The organism is Peribacillus muralis, assembly GCF_001439925.1.
Taxonomy (GTDB): Bacteria; Bacillota; Bacilli; order Bacillales; family DSM-1321; genus Peribacillus; species Peribacillus muralis.
Window position 1 is genome coordinate 169,320 of sequence record NZ_LMBV01000008.1, and the last position, 14,024, is coordinate 183,343.

The window sequence follows — 14,024 nt, forward strand, 5'->3', positions numbered from 1 at the left end:
GCGGTCTTTTTTAAGCGCCATAACCGTGAGCAATCGAGATCCTGCTAAAAAACTATGCAAAAAGTTATTGTAAAAAAAGAAATGATACATTATGATTAGTAAAAAGTTAATTTTAGGAAAGGGAGTACATAATATGAAAAGATTAGTTACTATTTCACTATCTTTAAGCCTAGTTTTTGGACTTTCGCTTGGAGCAAACGATGTGGCCAATGCCAAAACGAAGGTGAAAGAATATAAAAACTGTACAGAATTGAATAAAGATTACAAAGGAGGCGTAGCCCGTACGTCTTCCGTTAAAAATAAAGGCGGAAAAACGAAATACAAGCCTCACGTTTCAAAAGCGCTATACGATGCCAACAAAAAAAGCGATCGTGACAAAGACTTGATCGCTTGTGAAAAATAAAGATTGTTTCAAGGAGACCTTTTAAATAAAAGGTCTCTTTCTTTTTTATTCGTTGCTTGTAACATAAAAGATAGATATATAGTGTAGGGCTTTCCATTTTTAAGTCCCGAATAATTAAGCCGAACCTACGACGAATCAAAACGGGATGCGAGGACACGTATATGTTAAACATCATTAAAATAACCAGTCAAGCATTTAGCTCAACTGGTTACTGAATGTATATGTTGAATGAAAGTTTTAAAAAACAATTAGGTATGAGGGCAGCAGATGTGAAATATACATTGATATCATTCGGAAATTGTGATAAATTAGTATAGAAACACATTTTTTAATATGTAAAATCAGTTTACCCCTTACTATAAGTATAAGGTAAAACTCACCTCTAGTCAACCCTAATTTTCATTATTTAAAGGAGTGTCTCATATGAACAATGAAATTCGGCAGGAGCAAGAACGTTTGGATGAGGTGATGGAAACAATCACGAAGCAAATCAGCAAAATGGAAGGAGAAACTTCCCAGCGTAGAAAAGAAGTTGTTACGATCCGTAAACACTTTTGGGATGACCTTAAGGTTAATATTGATACGTTCGATGATTACCTCGAGACGATCATTGGCTTAAGGCAACAGGCTCAAGAGTTGTCACAAAGCGAAGGTGCGCATAGATATACGTTCAAGCGGTTGGCAACACTGCGCCGCATGGAGGAAGTGCCTTATTTCGGCCGGATAGATGTCACTGAAGAAGGGTCATCCCTTACGGAACATATTTATATTGGGACCGCTACTCTTACTGATTCAACAGGAGAAAACTTCATGGTCTACGATTGGAGGGCTCCGATTTCGAGTGTTTATTATGACTATCCTCCAGGTGCTATAGAATATTCAACTCCAGAAGGCGTAATTCGGGGGATGCTGGAGAAAAAGTGGCAATACATCATCAAGGAAGGCGTCATCGAAGCGATGTTCGATACGAGTCTCACCATTGGAGATGAGATCCTGCAGCAGGTGCTTGGTAAGGGGACGGATAAGCATATGCGCAGTATTGTTTCCACCATTCAACGGGAGCAAAATAAAATCATCCGGAACGATCGCGGACGTCTGCTCATTGTTCAAGGGGCCGCTGGCAGTGGCAAGACATCCGCTGCACTCCAACGGATCGCTTACTTGCTCTACAAGAATCGGAATAAGCTAAAAGCCGATCAAATTATTTTATTCTCTCCTAATTCGATGTTTAATAACTACGTATCCACTGTGTTACCCGAACTTGGCGAAGAGAATATGCAGCAGGTAACATTTCAGGAATACTTGGATCATCGCCTGACTGACTCATTCCAAGTGGAGGACCCTTATGAGCAATTGGAATATTTGTTGACGGCAGAGGATGACCCGTACTATAGCACCAGGACAGCGAGTATTAAGTTTAAGGCATCACTTCGCTTCTTTGAAATCATCAAAACATACAGGCAATCACTAGAACGATCGGGGATGATGTTTAAAGGAGTGAAGTTCCGGGGAAAAACGCTCGTCTCCGCCAAACAAATTTCCGAAAGATTTTATCACACAAACACCACCCTGAAGTTTCACAATAGAATTGAAAAGTTGAAAGAGTGGTTAAGTGACTTACTTGATAAAACGGAAAAGGTCGAGCTGAAAAAACCTTGGGTCGAGGAAGAAATCGAGTATCTTAGCAAAGAAGATTATCAAAAGGTATACACCTACTTGGAGAAAAAACGCGACTCTTCGGAAGACTCCTTTGATGATTACGAGAAAGAAAATACGATGCTCGCGCGTATCATTGTTCGCAAGAAATTGAAGACGTTACGCAAACGGGTAAACGCACTTCAGTTTATTGATATGAAGGGAATATACAAGCGACTTTTTGATGAACAAATACGGATTGAACTTTGGAACGAGGATAAAACACCAGTCGAAACGGAAATTTGCTTATCTACACAAAAAATGCTCGACGAAGGTAAACTGCATTACGAAGACGCGACGCCATTTTTGCTGCTGAAGGAGCTAATTCTAGGGTTTCAGTCGAATACCGCTATAAAATACGTGCTTGTAGACGAAGCACAAGATTATTCTCCATTTCAATTCGAGTTTTTGAAACGGTTGTTTCCTTCTGCAAGGATGACCGTGCTCGGTGACTTTAATCAGGCCATATTCGCCCATGCCAGCGAACGGGTCGATTTCCAGACTTTGACCAGCTTATACGGAATAGGTGAAACAGAGAGTATAACCTTGGAGCAAAGCTACAGATCCACAAAGCAAATTATCGAATTTACACGGCAACTTGTTCCTGAGGGCCATCGAATCAAGGCCATCGACCGTGAAGGCGAGCAGCCTGTACTGACGCAAGTGAACAGCCATGACGCATTGCACGGCAAGATTGTAGCCAAAGTCAAAGACTGGCAAAGCCGCAAGTATAATACGATGGCAATCATATGTAAATCTGCTGCAGAAAGTGCCGCTGCATACGATGCCCTTAGCAGCATCGAGGAAATAAAGCTCGTACAGAAAGGCACAAATGAATATGAACAAGGTGTTGTCGTTATTCCCGCTTATCTGGCCAAGGGCATCGAATTCGATGCAGTCATCATTTACGATGCATCTGTGCAAACATACGGTGATGAAAGCTTACGAAGATTGTTCTACACCGCATGTACAAGGGCCATGCATGACTTACAGTTATATTCGATTGGCGAACCGACGCCTTTCTTGCTCAACGCTGCAACGGACAGTTTACTTCTGACCTTGGATTAATAAAAAAATAGCTTGCTGAAACCTGTGTAGACGATTGTTCTATGCAGGTTTTTTATTGATTGCAAGTAATTTACAACCGGTCGGACATAATAATCTTGGAGGTGAAGGAAATGAGTAAAAAGTCAGCAGGAAGAGGCCAAATCGCACCAAGTGTTAACCCGCAGGGACAAGGAAAAGACGTCGAATTCTCGACTGAGCCTAAAAGCGAGCTTGAAAACAAAGCAAAAAAGTCCAATACAAAATAATTGTACTTAGAAAAATAAGCCCTTCTCTTAGTCGAGAGGGGCTTTTATAATTTATAACAGTGCTCTAAATGCATTAATAAATCCTCGATTTTTGATGAATCATACGTTTTAGAACCGTGAAATGTGAAAGAATAGAAGAATGGAGCTACTGTGAGAAAAGTACCAAATCCGTCTGTCTCTGTGCTAATATTAAAGATTGAGCTAAACCTTAATAAAATGGAGAGGAGTTACAAATGAAAATAAATCAATTAATAGCGAACAATATTAACAAGCTTGATGCACAACTGCCAGGCGATCAATCTTTGGGGATTGCAGGGTTATCTGGTTCCGGGAAAACGACTTTTTGTCAAACCATTGGGGAAGAATCGAAGAAGCGCCTTGTTTCCTTATTGCCGAAATCGGAATATCAATATTTATTTTCGAATATTATGGAAACCAATTTCAGCGCCATCAAGATGGAAGAAATGCCACTCGTCCTTTTTCTCGGCAAATCATCCATTTCATCCAATCCCCGTTCAACCATTGGCACGCATACTGGTGTGTTTAAAGAAATTCGTGTTTGTCTTGCTGAAAAATATAATCTTTCTCCAGAAGTTTTTTCCTTTAATAATGCCTTAGGCTGGTGCCCCAATTGTAAAGGACGCGGGACGACGAAGAACGTCGAATGTCCGAAGTGTGAGGGAAAACGCTACAATCAAGAAGTCGAGCAATATACGATTGAATTATTCGATCGTCCGCATACTATTTCCGATATTAACAACTTAAGCATCGAAACGATCCTTTCACTCGCAGAGAACTTACATATCAGTGAAGCTAAACAACATATTCTCCAAAATATAATCAATATGAATATTGGGTATTTAAGCATAAACCGGATTATGGGAACTGTATCAGGGGGAGAATTAACCCGGCTTTACTTGGCAGAATTCATGGCAACAAGTGAAAATACGGTGATTATCATCGATGAAATCTCCGTCGGTCTTGATCATCAAACCCTTTTGAAGATCTTGGAGCAGATTAAACAATTGGGCTATAAAAATCAAATATGGCTCATTGATCATTCAGACACGGTGTTGGATAGCACAGATGAACAATTGTTCTTTGGACCAGGCAGTGGAAAATATGGCGGGAAAATCGTGGAGGAATCACCACGTCCGAAACCAATCAGCTGGGACCGAAATGAAGTGGCGCCCACGGAATCCTATCATTTTCACGATCTTTACTGCCGTAATATTCAAATGGAGGAAATTGGGCTCCCTAAGAATAGACTCATTACCTTTACGGGTGAGTCAGGCTGCGGTAAATCTACACTTGTCAATGAATGTATCGCCAAAGATTTTCAGAAGCGCTATCCAAAGGATAAACTGGTCATGGTCGGACAGGACCGAAATAAATCGATTACAAGTCGGTCAACCGTTGCCACGTTTCTTGACATTAAGAAGAAGCTCACCAAATACAGTGATGAAATTGATGATATTTTTCTGCGTTCGATTGAAGATATCATTGAAGAATTGCCAACGGAGGATATCGCTCATAAACGCTTGAGTTTATTGATCAAGCTTGGGCTTGGTTACTTGACGTTAGAGCGAAAAACCCAATCACTATCGACCGGTGAATTTCAATGTGTCCACTTAGTTTCAGAGCTGTTCGCGAAGACAAGGAACCCGCACACGCTGTTCATTTTTGACGAGCCTTCAAAAGGGTTATCGCAAAATATTTTAAACCAATTCATCGATAGCATCAGAGTCATCCTCGAGGATGAAAAAGTCTCGATCATCATGATTGAACATAATCGGTATATGCTGGAAAGCTCGGATTATATCGTTGATTTTGGTAAACGGAAGCTTGCGCCTGTCCAGCACCTTGATGTTGTCAGTCATGATGAATACTTCCATCACAACAACAATGACGATCGAGTGGAGCCGCTGCATATCTCTTCCACACTTCGGTCGAAAAACGGCATGAATTATTTGCAGGAAAATCACCTGGACTATTTCAAACGTGCAGAGAATGTCTATAAGGGCGGCATTTTAAAAAGCTTATCATCAATGGCGCGGCTGATTTATGGTGAGTACGAGTCTGACACGATTGCACCTGTGATCGCGATTGATCTTGAACGGCACCTGTACAGTCAATATACATTTCTTTATGAATTGGGCGGCATGATCAATCATCTGGTCGCGGCACATCCGACTAATAAGGATACAAGAAGCTTCGATTTCTATTCTAATGAAAATCATTGTCCAAGCTGTTCCGGCCGCCGCGTCATCGAAAAATTTGATATCAATGTCGTCATTCAAGACAAAAACGTACCCTTCTGGGATGGCTTGTTACATCCTGATGTGATGGAAGTCTTGAAATATTATCAATATCCAAAACTGCAATTTTTGTTTGATGAGATCAAGAATGAACTCGGTCACGACATGAGTAAAAGCTATAACGAGATGACTGATGAGGAAAAGCAAACCTTCTTATATGGATATTGGGAAAAGTCCTTTTACGATAAAGCAGGCAAGGCATCTCGGACATGGGAAGGCTTCAATCTCATCATCGGACGTTATATGTTCATCTCGAAATCGATCATTAAAGAGCAAATGAAAGCATCAAAAGAGAGTATCACCTGCCCGGTCTGTCTTGGAACAGTCTTGAATCATCATAAAAAACTGACATTTGCTGATACGGACATTCGCGAGATCATCCAACAGCCAATTGATGAAGTCATCAAAATAGCTGGAAACTTGCCAGTACTGGAAAAACTAAAAGCGATTGTAGGCGGCGAAATCACACTGACGGCTGATGTCTCATTCCTTTCCCGGGAAACGCAAGCAGCGTTAAAAATGCTCGAACTGGAACTGGCAAGCTTCAAAGGCTATGAAGTGGTCTTGCAGAACACGTTACCTTTCTGGAGCAGCATTACAGGCAGCATCGAAGCGATCAGCAGCAAAAATCAGATCACCATCTGTGATTTTGCCGATATTAACGAAACAAGGGAAACGATTATCGATAAATACTTCACCAATGGCAAATACAAAAAACTGACTTATGTGTATGAAGCGTTTGGCTACAAGAAAATCGTGACCCAAATCAATAAAATAAAAGCAAAACATAAATGCCCATTCTGTGATGGGAAGAAAGTCATTTCCGAAGATGGCCTCCACGACGGGGTCCATAAATTAACGATACCTTGTGTGAGTTGCCAGGCCAGTGGCATCAATGACGAAGGGCGTAAAGCAATCGTCGAAGGCATCGACGTACAAACCTGGCTGACAGGGAAAGTAAGCGATGTCGTCGCTGAAGATGAACGGACCGAAGCCGTTGCCAAGATCCCCATTTTCGCCCGAATTCGTGAATTGAACAAACGTGATATGATGGCAGTTCATACATGCCTTGAACGGAATAAATAAATTAAAAAGTCCGCCGTCACTGGCGGACTTTTTAAATGATAAGATTTTATTTTGCAGAAGAATCTTCATCATAAACAGGGAGTGTTACGGTAATCGTCGTTCCTTTACCCGAAGCGCTATTAATATGAAGCGTGCCATTCAGCGTTTGGATGGTTTTGACGGCCACCATCGATCCTAACCCTGTGCCTTTTTCTTTGCTGCTGTAATAAGGCTCGCCAAAACGATGAATTTGTTCTTTGTTCATGCCGATTCCATCATCTCTTATTTCAATAATGAGGTCGTCATGAGTTACATAGGAAGCAATACGAAGCTCCCCGCCGTTTGGCATGGCCTCTATCCCGTTTTTAATCAGGTTGAGGAAGCATTGCTTGAAATGCTGGATATTACCCCGGATGATGCCTGGAGTCAGCTGTTGGCATATCGTAACGGAATTCATGTTAGCTAATGGTTTGATCATTTCAATCACATAGCCAATTTCCCGGTCGATGGAAATAGGATCGACTTTTTCGATGGCAGGCTTGGCGAATGCCAAGTATTCACTAATAATCGATTCGGCACTATTCAGCTCGCGAACAACATGCCCTATATATTGTTCTTTCACATCCTGGGTAAGATCAGGTGTCTTTAGCAGTTGAACAAATCCTTTCACAACCGTTAACGGATTTCTAACTTCATGTGAAATGCTGGCTGCAAGCTGACTGACTACCTCCATCTTTTCAAGCCGTACCATTTGTGTGCGAATTAAAATCGCATCTTTTAAAATCTCCATAATATATACAGCTAAACCGATAATGAAAGGAGGAAGGATGATGAAGTAAAATACGTACGCCTCCGTTATACGAAAGTAATCAGACATAACAAGTGAAATAAAGCTGGTTAGTATTCCTAAAAACAAAATCAATAGGATGGGGCTTCTTAGCTTATTTTTTCGATTAAAAGATTTGAATTTTGATGAAAATAGAGCGGTAATAATGAAGATAACGATATAAACAATGACAGTAAGGAAATTGAAGCCATAAAAAGCAAACCTACCTGCTAAAAGGATGACTAACAGAGCAGCCCCTACAGGCCAACCACCATAAAGTGTCCCGATGATAAAAGGGATTTGCCTGAGATCATGAACACAGTATTCATCGATATAAATAGGAAACTTCATACATAATATGATCGGTATGCTCATGCACGCCGTGATCAGGGTCTTGCCATACTGACTTAACCTTTTGCCGTGATCTAAAAAAATGTAGTAAATCAAAATACTTACTAAGATATAAAAGAGATTATCTAATATGTTTTGATTAATATAAATAAAATTCATCGGATTCTCTCCTAAAAAATTAACAGTATGGTCTATTATACAAGAATACCATTAAAAAGGAGCGTTTTAATTAAGTAATTTATTTACAGAAAGACAGTGCATTAAAAAAAGCGCATGTAAGGTGTAGATGGGTGAAAAATGTAACTTTATCGCTTGTGAATTTGGTTTTACCTGATAAAGGAAATATAATCTAGGTAGAGGTGATTTTTAATGAAAAAATGGACAAAAGCAATAGAAATAAACGCTCCAATCGAACAGGTTTGGAAATATCTTGATGGTTCCGTTGAAAACATGCAAAAAATCATGCCCCAAGTAATTGAACAAAAGCCCGTCAAAATAACGGAGGAAGTGGTCGGAAGTATATACCGCCAAAAATTTAAAGAAGGAAAACGAACAGAAGAATATGATATCGAAACACTCGAATATACCAATGAAGCTGATGAGAAAAAGGTAAAAGTAGGCTTTATCCTTGCGAAAATGTTTGAGATTACCGCTCTTTACGAACTAAATAAAATCAATGACACCAAGACTTCCCTTACATATACCGTCACCACCCGCCCGTTAAAGTGGTATCTGAAATTCCTATTAATATTTGCCACCGATAAAACCGTCGTTGAGTTTTTGGAACGTTTCAAGAAGGTAGCTGAAGCGGAGTCGGGTAGATAATGAATTAATTTTACCTAAAACTGTAGATAAGAATGGAAATGCAAACTATATATAACCTTTCAAACCCTTGACACTTCTAGTTTCAGGGGCTTTTTATTGTGGGGAGAAAGGTATCACATGAGTGTTTGAGTGATCCTCTTTTTCGGTGTTTTTGTGAGTGGATCAGAGAAACGAAGGAGAGGTGTTCCTATATTGAAATGCCACATTTCAATATAGGAATATCTAAATTTGAATTTTCGGCTATTATGCCATTAGAGAATAAAAATAAAATATGAGGAAATTTGGAGGACTATTCTTTGAAGAAAAAAATAGGAATAATTGTAACGGCAGCATCTTTAGTATTTATGCTTGTGATACCAATGAGTGCTTCAGCAGCCACAGTTAAAACATTATCTTGGAATCTTGTAGACTCTGGGAAACATATGGACTGGGATGGAAGTACAAAATATCAAACTCAATTTAATGCAGGAGTAAAAACATTCAATGGCTATAAAAGTGGAGTTATTAGAAAAGATACGGCAAAGGTAATACAAGATGTTGCGATTTCTGATTATAGTGAAAAATCCAGTGTTGCAGGAGTAACTTCGTCTCGAGGGACTATAAAGTTTAATAAATATGTAATGGACACTTTAACTGCTACAAAAAAACAAAATGTGGCAACACATGAATTAGGACATGCGTTAGGTTTGGCACATAATACATCAAGTGATGTCATGTATGGATATGTTTCTACAAAGACATCATTAAGTGCAAATGATAAAGCTTCTTATGCCGCTGCTTATAAGAAATACTAACAGAAAGAGGAGGAATAAAAATAATGGGTAAGAAAAAAGTTCAGTTAGCTTCACTTTTATTTATCGTAAGTCTCTCTTTGCTAGTTTCAGCTTGTTCTAATTCCAAGAAAGATATAAGTAATATAAGTTCGGAGGATAAAAAAAATCTAAAGGTAATTCTAATGGATGGTACTTTTGCTGTAGATGTGGATGATCCGAAAGAAACTGTAGGTGATGCGGATTACGTTTTTATAGGCCGAGTTGATGAAGATGTTGACACTGTATATAAAAATCCTGTAACAATAGAAACTAGAGACGGTACTAAAGAGGTTTCAACACCGTATACAAATTACAAAGTTACTGTTCTACAAAATATAAAGGGTGATTTAGTTACAGATACTTCCATACCTATTCAAAAGGCTGGAGGGATAAATGAAGATGGTTCTTCTGTTGTTTTGTATGAAGATGATGCATTACCGGAGGAAGGAAAATCATATGTGTTTTTAGCGTATGCACAAGATGATGAATCTTTATTAGTATCAGGTCCAAATTCGAATGAATACGTTGAAGGTATTAAGCAGGATGTGACTAGCGAAAAAATGGAAAAAGGTACAGCTTCATTGAATGAGGAAGCTATAGAGGTAGTGTCTGAATATGAAAATGCATTTGAAAATGAAAAACCTACAGAAAGAAACCGTTCAGAATCAGAATTTGATGCTGACCAATAATTTATATGAAAAAGAAATGCAACTTCGCGAATTTATTCCCTCCAAAAAGAATTGAGGAAGTAGCTTATATATTAGAGCATGATCTAGAGGGAATAAAGATTAATAAAGAGGATGAACGTATAAAATATATACTGGCTGATCCTTATGCTCCAGACATTAAGTTAATTAAAGGAGTCTATTTAATCTATAATAAAATGATACTAGAATTACTCACAGGAAAAATTCATTCTATTAATAGCTATGAATTTAATTATCCTAAGAAAAAGAATAGAAAGATTTCAGATAAAGACATAGAATATGCACTGGACATAGCAACAATAGTAGTCCTTGCAAGCACAAATAGCAAAATACTTACGAGCTATTTTATTAGTGGTTCTGCTGAAAAACTAAACAGTATATTAAACTTATGTATTGGCTACTCCAAAGATTTAGAATTCGAAGAATATAAAGCTAGTTTACGGAATTTTAAAAATGATATTGAAATAGTTAGTCAGATGGGGTTATTAGAAAAAATACTTGGAAATGATTTGGGTATAAGTTAATTGAAATTTATGATTATTGAATAGTTAAACACACCCAGTTATTTTTTTATGGGTGTGTTATTGTACGGTCTACAATGGTACCTACATCCAATGTCATTTTTATGATATTTCTTTAGCACCCTCTTCATGCCAAAGAGGTACTTTTCCAATCATGACTAGTTCAAGCTGTTGATAAAGTCGACAGCTGTTTATTTATAAAAAGTTTAGCAACCTAAGGCCACTTACTAAAGAGAGGTATAATTTTTCATGAATAATACAACTTTTAAAATAATTCTTTTAATATTACTAACCATTTTAATAGTGGTTCAAATATTTATGACAAAAGCAGTATTTGATGTTATTGACCAGCTGACAAATATTGCTCAAACATTACCTGGTTTAGTGAATCAATAAGCTTATTACGGAGCGACACTGCCGTTTTAATCGGTAGTGTTTTTTATTGGTTAACCGTAACTTTGTTATTCTCATACAGCTTATTGTAATAATGATTGCCTCTACACACTTTTTTATTTATAGCGTATATGAATCTAATAAAGATGATAATAATCATTCTTATCTAATTCAATTATAAGAAAAGCCAAAGGAGTGTTGTCTTTGGCTTATTTTAAGTGGTAAGACGGAGCTGATTGGGATTGGAATTGTTTAGCTGTTAATTTGTGTCTTTGCAATTGGTCCGCATTAGTTGATAAAATGGTGTTTCTTGATGATAGTATAATGAGGGGCGCAGAGACTTATAATGGAAAGTGGGATTTTATGATTAACCTGCATCAAGTGAGTAAGAAGTTTTCACAGTTTCAGGCAATTAAGGCTGTGACTTTGACGATACCTAAAGGGGAAGTTCATGGAATAATTGGAGCGAGCGGAGCGGGGAAGTCAACGCTGCTGCGGTTAATGAATTTGTTGGAGTCACCAGATGCGGGCGACGTGGAGGTAAACGGCCAAAGATTGACAGCATTGAGCAATAAAGCGCTTCGAGAGGCACGAAAGTCGATTGGGATGATTTTTCAGCATTTTAATCTTGTCGCGAATAAAACGGTTTACGACAATGTCGCAGCTTCTTTGGAGCTGGCACATTACCCTAAGCAAGAACGTCGGAGCCGCGTTGTGGAGTGTCTTCAATTCGTCGGCTTGGAGGGTGAGATGGAGAGATATCCTGCACAATTAAGCGGGGGACAAAAGCAGCGTGTTGCGATTGCGAGGGCATTGGCCAATAATCCGCAAGTGTTGTTATGTGATGAACCGACATCTTCGCTTGATCCGAACACAACGGCTGAAATATTGGACGTGCTGGCCAATATAAACAAACGCTTCGGTGTGACGATTGTGATCGTTAGTCATGAGCTGGATGTGATTAAAAGTATTTGCAATCGTGTAACGGTCATGGCAGCTGGGGAGATTTATGACACGATTTTAATTCAACCAACGGGGATTCAAAAAAGGGATAATCGGCCAGAATACTTTATTGAACAATTAGCGAAGAATGGTGGGCTCGATCATGCCTGAGATTTTAGTACAATACGAGGCAGAAATCTGGCAGTCGATTGGAGCAACGATTACGATGGTTGGGGTGTCCATTTTAGCGGCGATTGTGATTGGATTACCGGTCGGGACGTCGCTATTTCTATGCCGAAAGGGCCAGTTGCTTGATAATCGGTTGGCTTTTTCGATTGTGAATTTATTGGTCAATATTATTCGTTCTTTTCCATTTTTATTATTGGTCGTTTTTTTGATCCCGTTTACAAGACTCGTAATCGGCACAGCCATTGGCACAGCAGCTGCTTGCGTTCCATTAGCGATCATTGCGATTGCCCATTATTCACGATTGGTCGAGCAATCCTTATTGGACGTGCCGAAGGGTGTGATCGAGGCAGCTCTTTCCATGGGGGCTTCCGCATGGGATGTCATCTTTAAATTTCTATACGTGGAGGCTCGTTCCGGGCTTGTCCTTGGACTAACTACATCGATCATCAGCTTTATTTCTTATTCAACGATCATGGGAGTGGTCGGAGGCGGCGGTATCGGCGATTTCGCCATCAGGTACGGCTATCAGCAGTTTCAAACAGAGTTAATGATTTATATGATTATCATCATGATCATTCTCGTACAGCTAGTCCAATTCATTGGTACAACTGTAGCCAGGATGATCGACAAAAGATAAATAATGGAGGAAAACATCATGAAAAAAATACTCTTTCTCGTGGCAGCAATGATGTTGCTTTTAGTAGGATGCGGCAAGGCGAATGAAGAAAAAGAAAAGGACACTGCGCAAAATAAGGAGAAGGAAGAGGTAACCTTGAAAGTGGCCTCACTCATTCCGCCAATGACGGAAATTCTTGAACTGGTTAAACCGAAGCTGGCAGAGGATGGAATTAACCTCGAAATCGTCATATTAAGTGATAATGTCCAGCCTAACACGGCACTAGCGGCAAAAGAAGTGGATGTGAACTTCTTCCAGCATGTTCCGTATATGGAGGAATTCAATCGAAACAAAAATGCCGACCTTGAACCAGTGCAACCGATTTATTTTGCCAATTATGGTGTCTATTCCAAGGAATATGATTCCATGGATAAATTGCCAGAAGGAGCCGTTATTGCGATTGCCAATGATGTATCGAACATCGATCGTTCATTATCATTGCTAGCACAGCATAAAGTGATAACGCTAAAGGAAAAAAAGGGTCCATACTATGCGATGACTGATATAAAAGAAAACCCAAAAAACTACAAGTTTAAAGAAGTGGATCTTTTAATGCTGGCGAGAACGTATGATGAAGCAGATGCGATCGTCATAACACCTGCTTACGCTGCACCGCTTGGTTTAACACCAAAGAAAGATGCTCTTCTCACAGAGGGTGTTGAAAACGACTTTGCAATTACATTAGTTGCACGCAAGGATAACGTCGATTCCGAGCCTGTTCAAAAGCTGGCCAAGGCGATGACAAGTCCGGAGGTACGCAAATTTTTAGAAGAAAAGTACAGTGAAACGGCCATCCCGGCGTTTTAAAGATAATACGAAGAAAGAGCTATTCCAATCGGAATAGCTCTTTTTTGTGTAATAGTACGACGTAACTGGAGAATTCGGATGAAAGCTGGTTACAAAAAACAAAAACAAATGTTGGCAAGATAAAAATTCCACATGTGAAGAACCTTATTTCATTTTTGGAATTAGTCAAGCTTCGTTTTCT

The 14,024-nt window shown here is 39.2% G+C and carries 13 protein-coding genes; 12 read left to right on the forward strand and 1 reads right to left on the reverse strand.

What is annotated here, in order from left to right:
- The first annotated feature begins 133 nt into the window (after window positions 1-133).
- From ASU00_RS12680 to ASU00_RS12695, 4 genes are all read left to right on the forward strand, one after another.
- Window positions 134-403 carry an excalibur calcium-binding domain-containing protein gene (locus tag ASU00_RS12680; protein ID WP_057913828.1) on the forward strand — a complete coding sequence of 90 codons (270 nt, stop codon included), beginning with the start codon at window positions 134-136 and terminating at the stop codon, window positions 401-403.
- A 423-nt stretch (window positions 404-826) separates the two neighbouring features.
- Complete coding sequence (gene helD, locus ASU00_RS12685; RefSeq protein ID WP_057913829.1) at window positions 827-3,166, forward strand: RNA polymerase recycling motor HelD; 2,340 nt, start codon at window positions 827-829, stop codon at window positions 3,164-3,166.
- A 110-nt stretch (window positions 3,167-3,276) separates the two neighbouring features.
- Window positions 3,277-3,411: a small, acid-soluble spore protein L gene (gene sspL / locus ASU00_RS12690; protein ID WP_057913830.1), complete on the forward strand. Its 135-nt coding sequence runs from the start codon at window positions 3,277-3,279 to the stop codon at window positions 3,409-3,411.
- 233 nt (window positions 3,412-3,644) lie between these two features.
- Window positions 3,645-6,815, forward strand: a complete 3,171-nt coding sequence (locus ASU00_RS12695) for an ATP-binding cassette domain-containing protein (protein ID WP_057913831.1) — start codon at window positions 3,645-3,647, stop codon at window positions 6,813-6,815.
- Window positions 6,816-6,861: 46 nt separating this feature from the next.
- Here the strand turns inward: ASU00_RS12695 and ASU00_RS12700 are convergent, their stop codons facing one another.
- Window positions 6,862-8,130, reverse strand: coding sequence for an ATP-binding protein (locus tag ASU00_RS12700; RefSeq protein WP_057913832.1), 1,269 nt, complete (start codon window positions 8,128-8,130; stop codon window positions 6,862-6,864).
- A gap of 210 nt (window positions 8,131-8,340) precedes the next feature.
- Here ASU00_RS12700 and ASU00_RS12705 point away from each other — a divergent pair, with 210 nt between their 5' ends.
- From ASU00_RS12705 to ASU00_RS12735, 8 genes are all read left to right on the forward strand, one after another.
- On the forward strand, window positions 8,341-8,796 hold the full coding sequence (locus ASU00_RS12705; protein WP_057913833.1) for an SRPBCC family protein: 456 nt from the start codon (window positions 8,341-8,343) through the stop codon (window positions 8,794-8,796).
- Window positions 8,797-9,092: 296 nt separating this feature from the next.
- The gene (locus tag ASU00_RS12710; RefSeq protein ID WP_236712717.1) at window positions 9,093-9,590 is read left to right on the forward strand and encodes a matrixin family metalloprotease; all 498 of its coding nucleotides are present in this window, start codon (window positions 9,093-9,095) and stop codon (window positions 9,588-9,590) included.
- A gap of 23 nt (window positions 9,591-9,613) precedes the next feature.
- A complete protein-coding gene (locus ASU00_RS12715) occupies window positions 9,614-10,297 on the forward strand; it encodes a cell surface protein (RefSeq protein ID WP_201786295.1) in 684 nt (227 codons plus the stop codon).
- Between the two features lie 5 nt (window positions 10,298-10,302).
- The gene (locus ASU00_RS12720) at window positions 10,303-10,839 is read left to right on the forward strand and encodes a hypothetical protein (RefSeq protein WP_057913835.1); all 537 of its coding nucleotides are present in this window, start codon (window positions 10,303-10,305) and stop codon (window positions 10,837-10,839) included.
- Between the two features lie 246 nt (window positions 10,840-11,085).
- A complete protein-coding gene (locus tag ASU00_RS25450) occupies window positions 11,086-11,232 on the forward strand; it encodes a hypothetical protein (RefSeq protein WP_161809734.1) in 147 nt (48 codons plus the stop codon).
- Window positions 11,233-11,592: 360 nt separating this feature from the next.
- Entirely contained in the window at window positions 11,593-12,342 is a 750-nt protein-coding gene (locus ASU00_RS12725; RefSeq protein WP_057913836.1) for a methionine ABC transporter ATP-binding protein, read from the forward strand.
- Entirely contained in the window at window positions 12,335-12,997 is a 663-nt protein-coding gene (locus ASU00_RS12730; protein WP_057913837.1) for a methionine ABC transporter permease, read from the forward strand. Before ASU00_RS12725 ends, ASU00_RS12730 begins: the two co-directional genes overlap by 8 nt.
- 18 nt (window positions 12,998-13,015) lie before the next feature.
- Window positions 13,016-13,843 (forward strand): MetQ/NlpA family ABC transporter substrate-binding protein, encoded by an 828-nt coding sequence (locus ASU00_RS12735; protein ID WP_057913838.1) that lies wholly within the window; start codon window positions 13,016-13,018, stop codon window positions 13,841-13,843.
- Window positions 13,844-14,024: the final 181 nt, after the last annotated feature.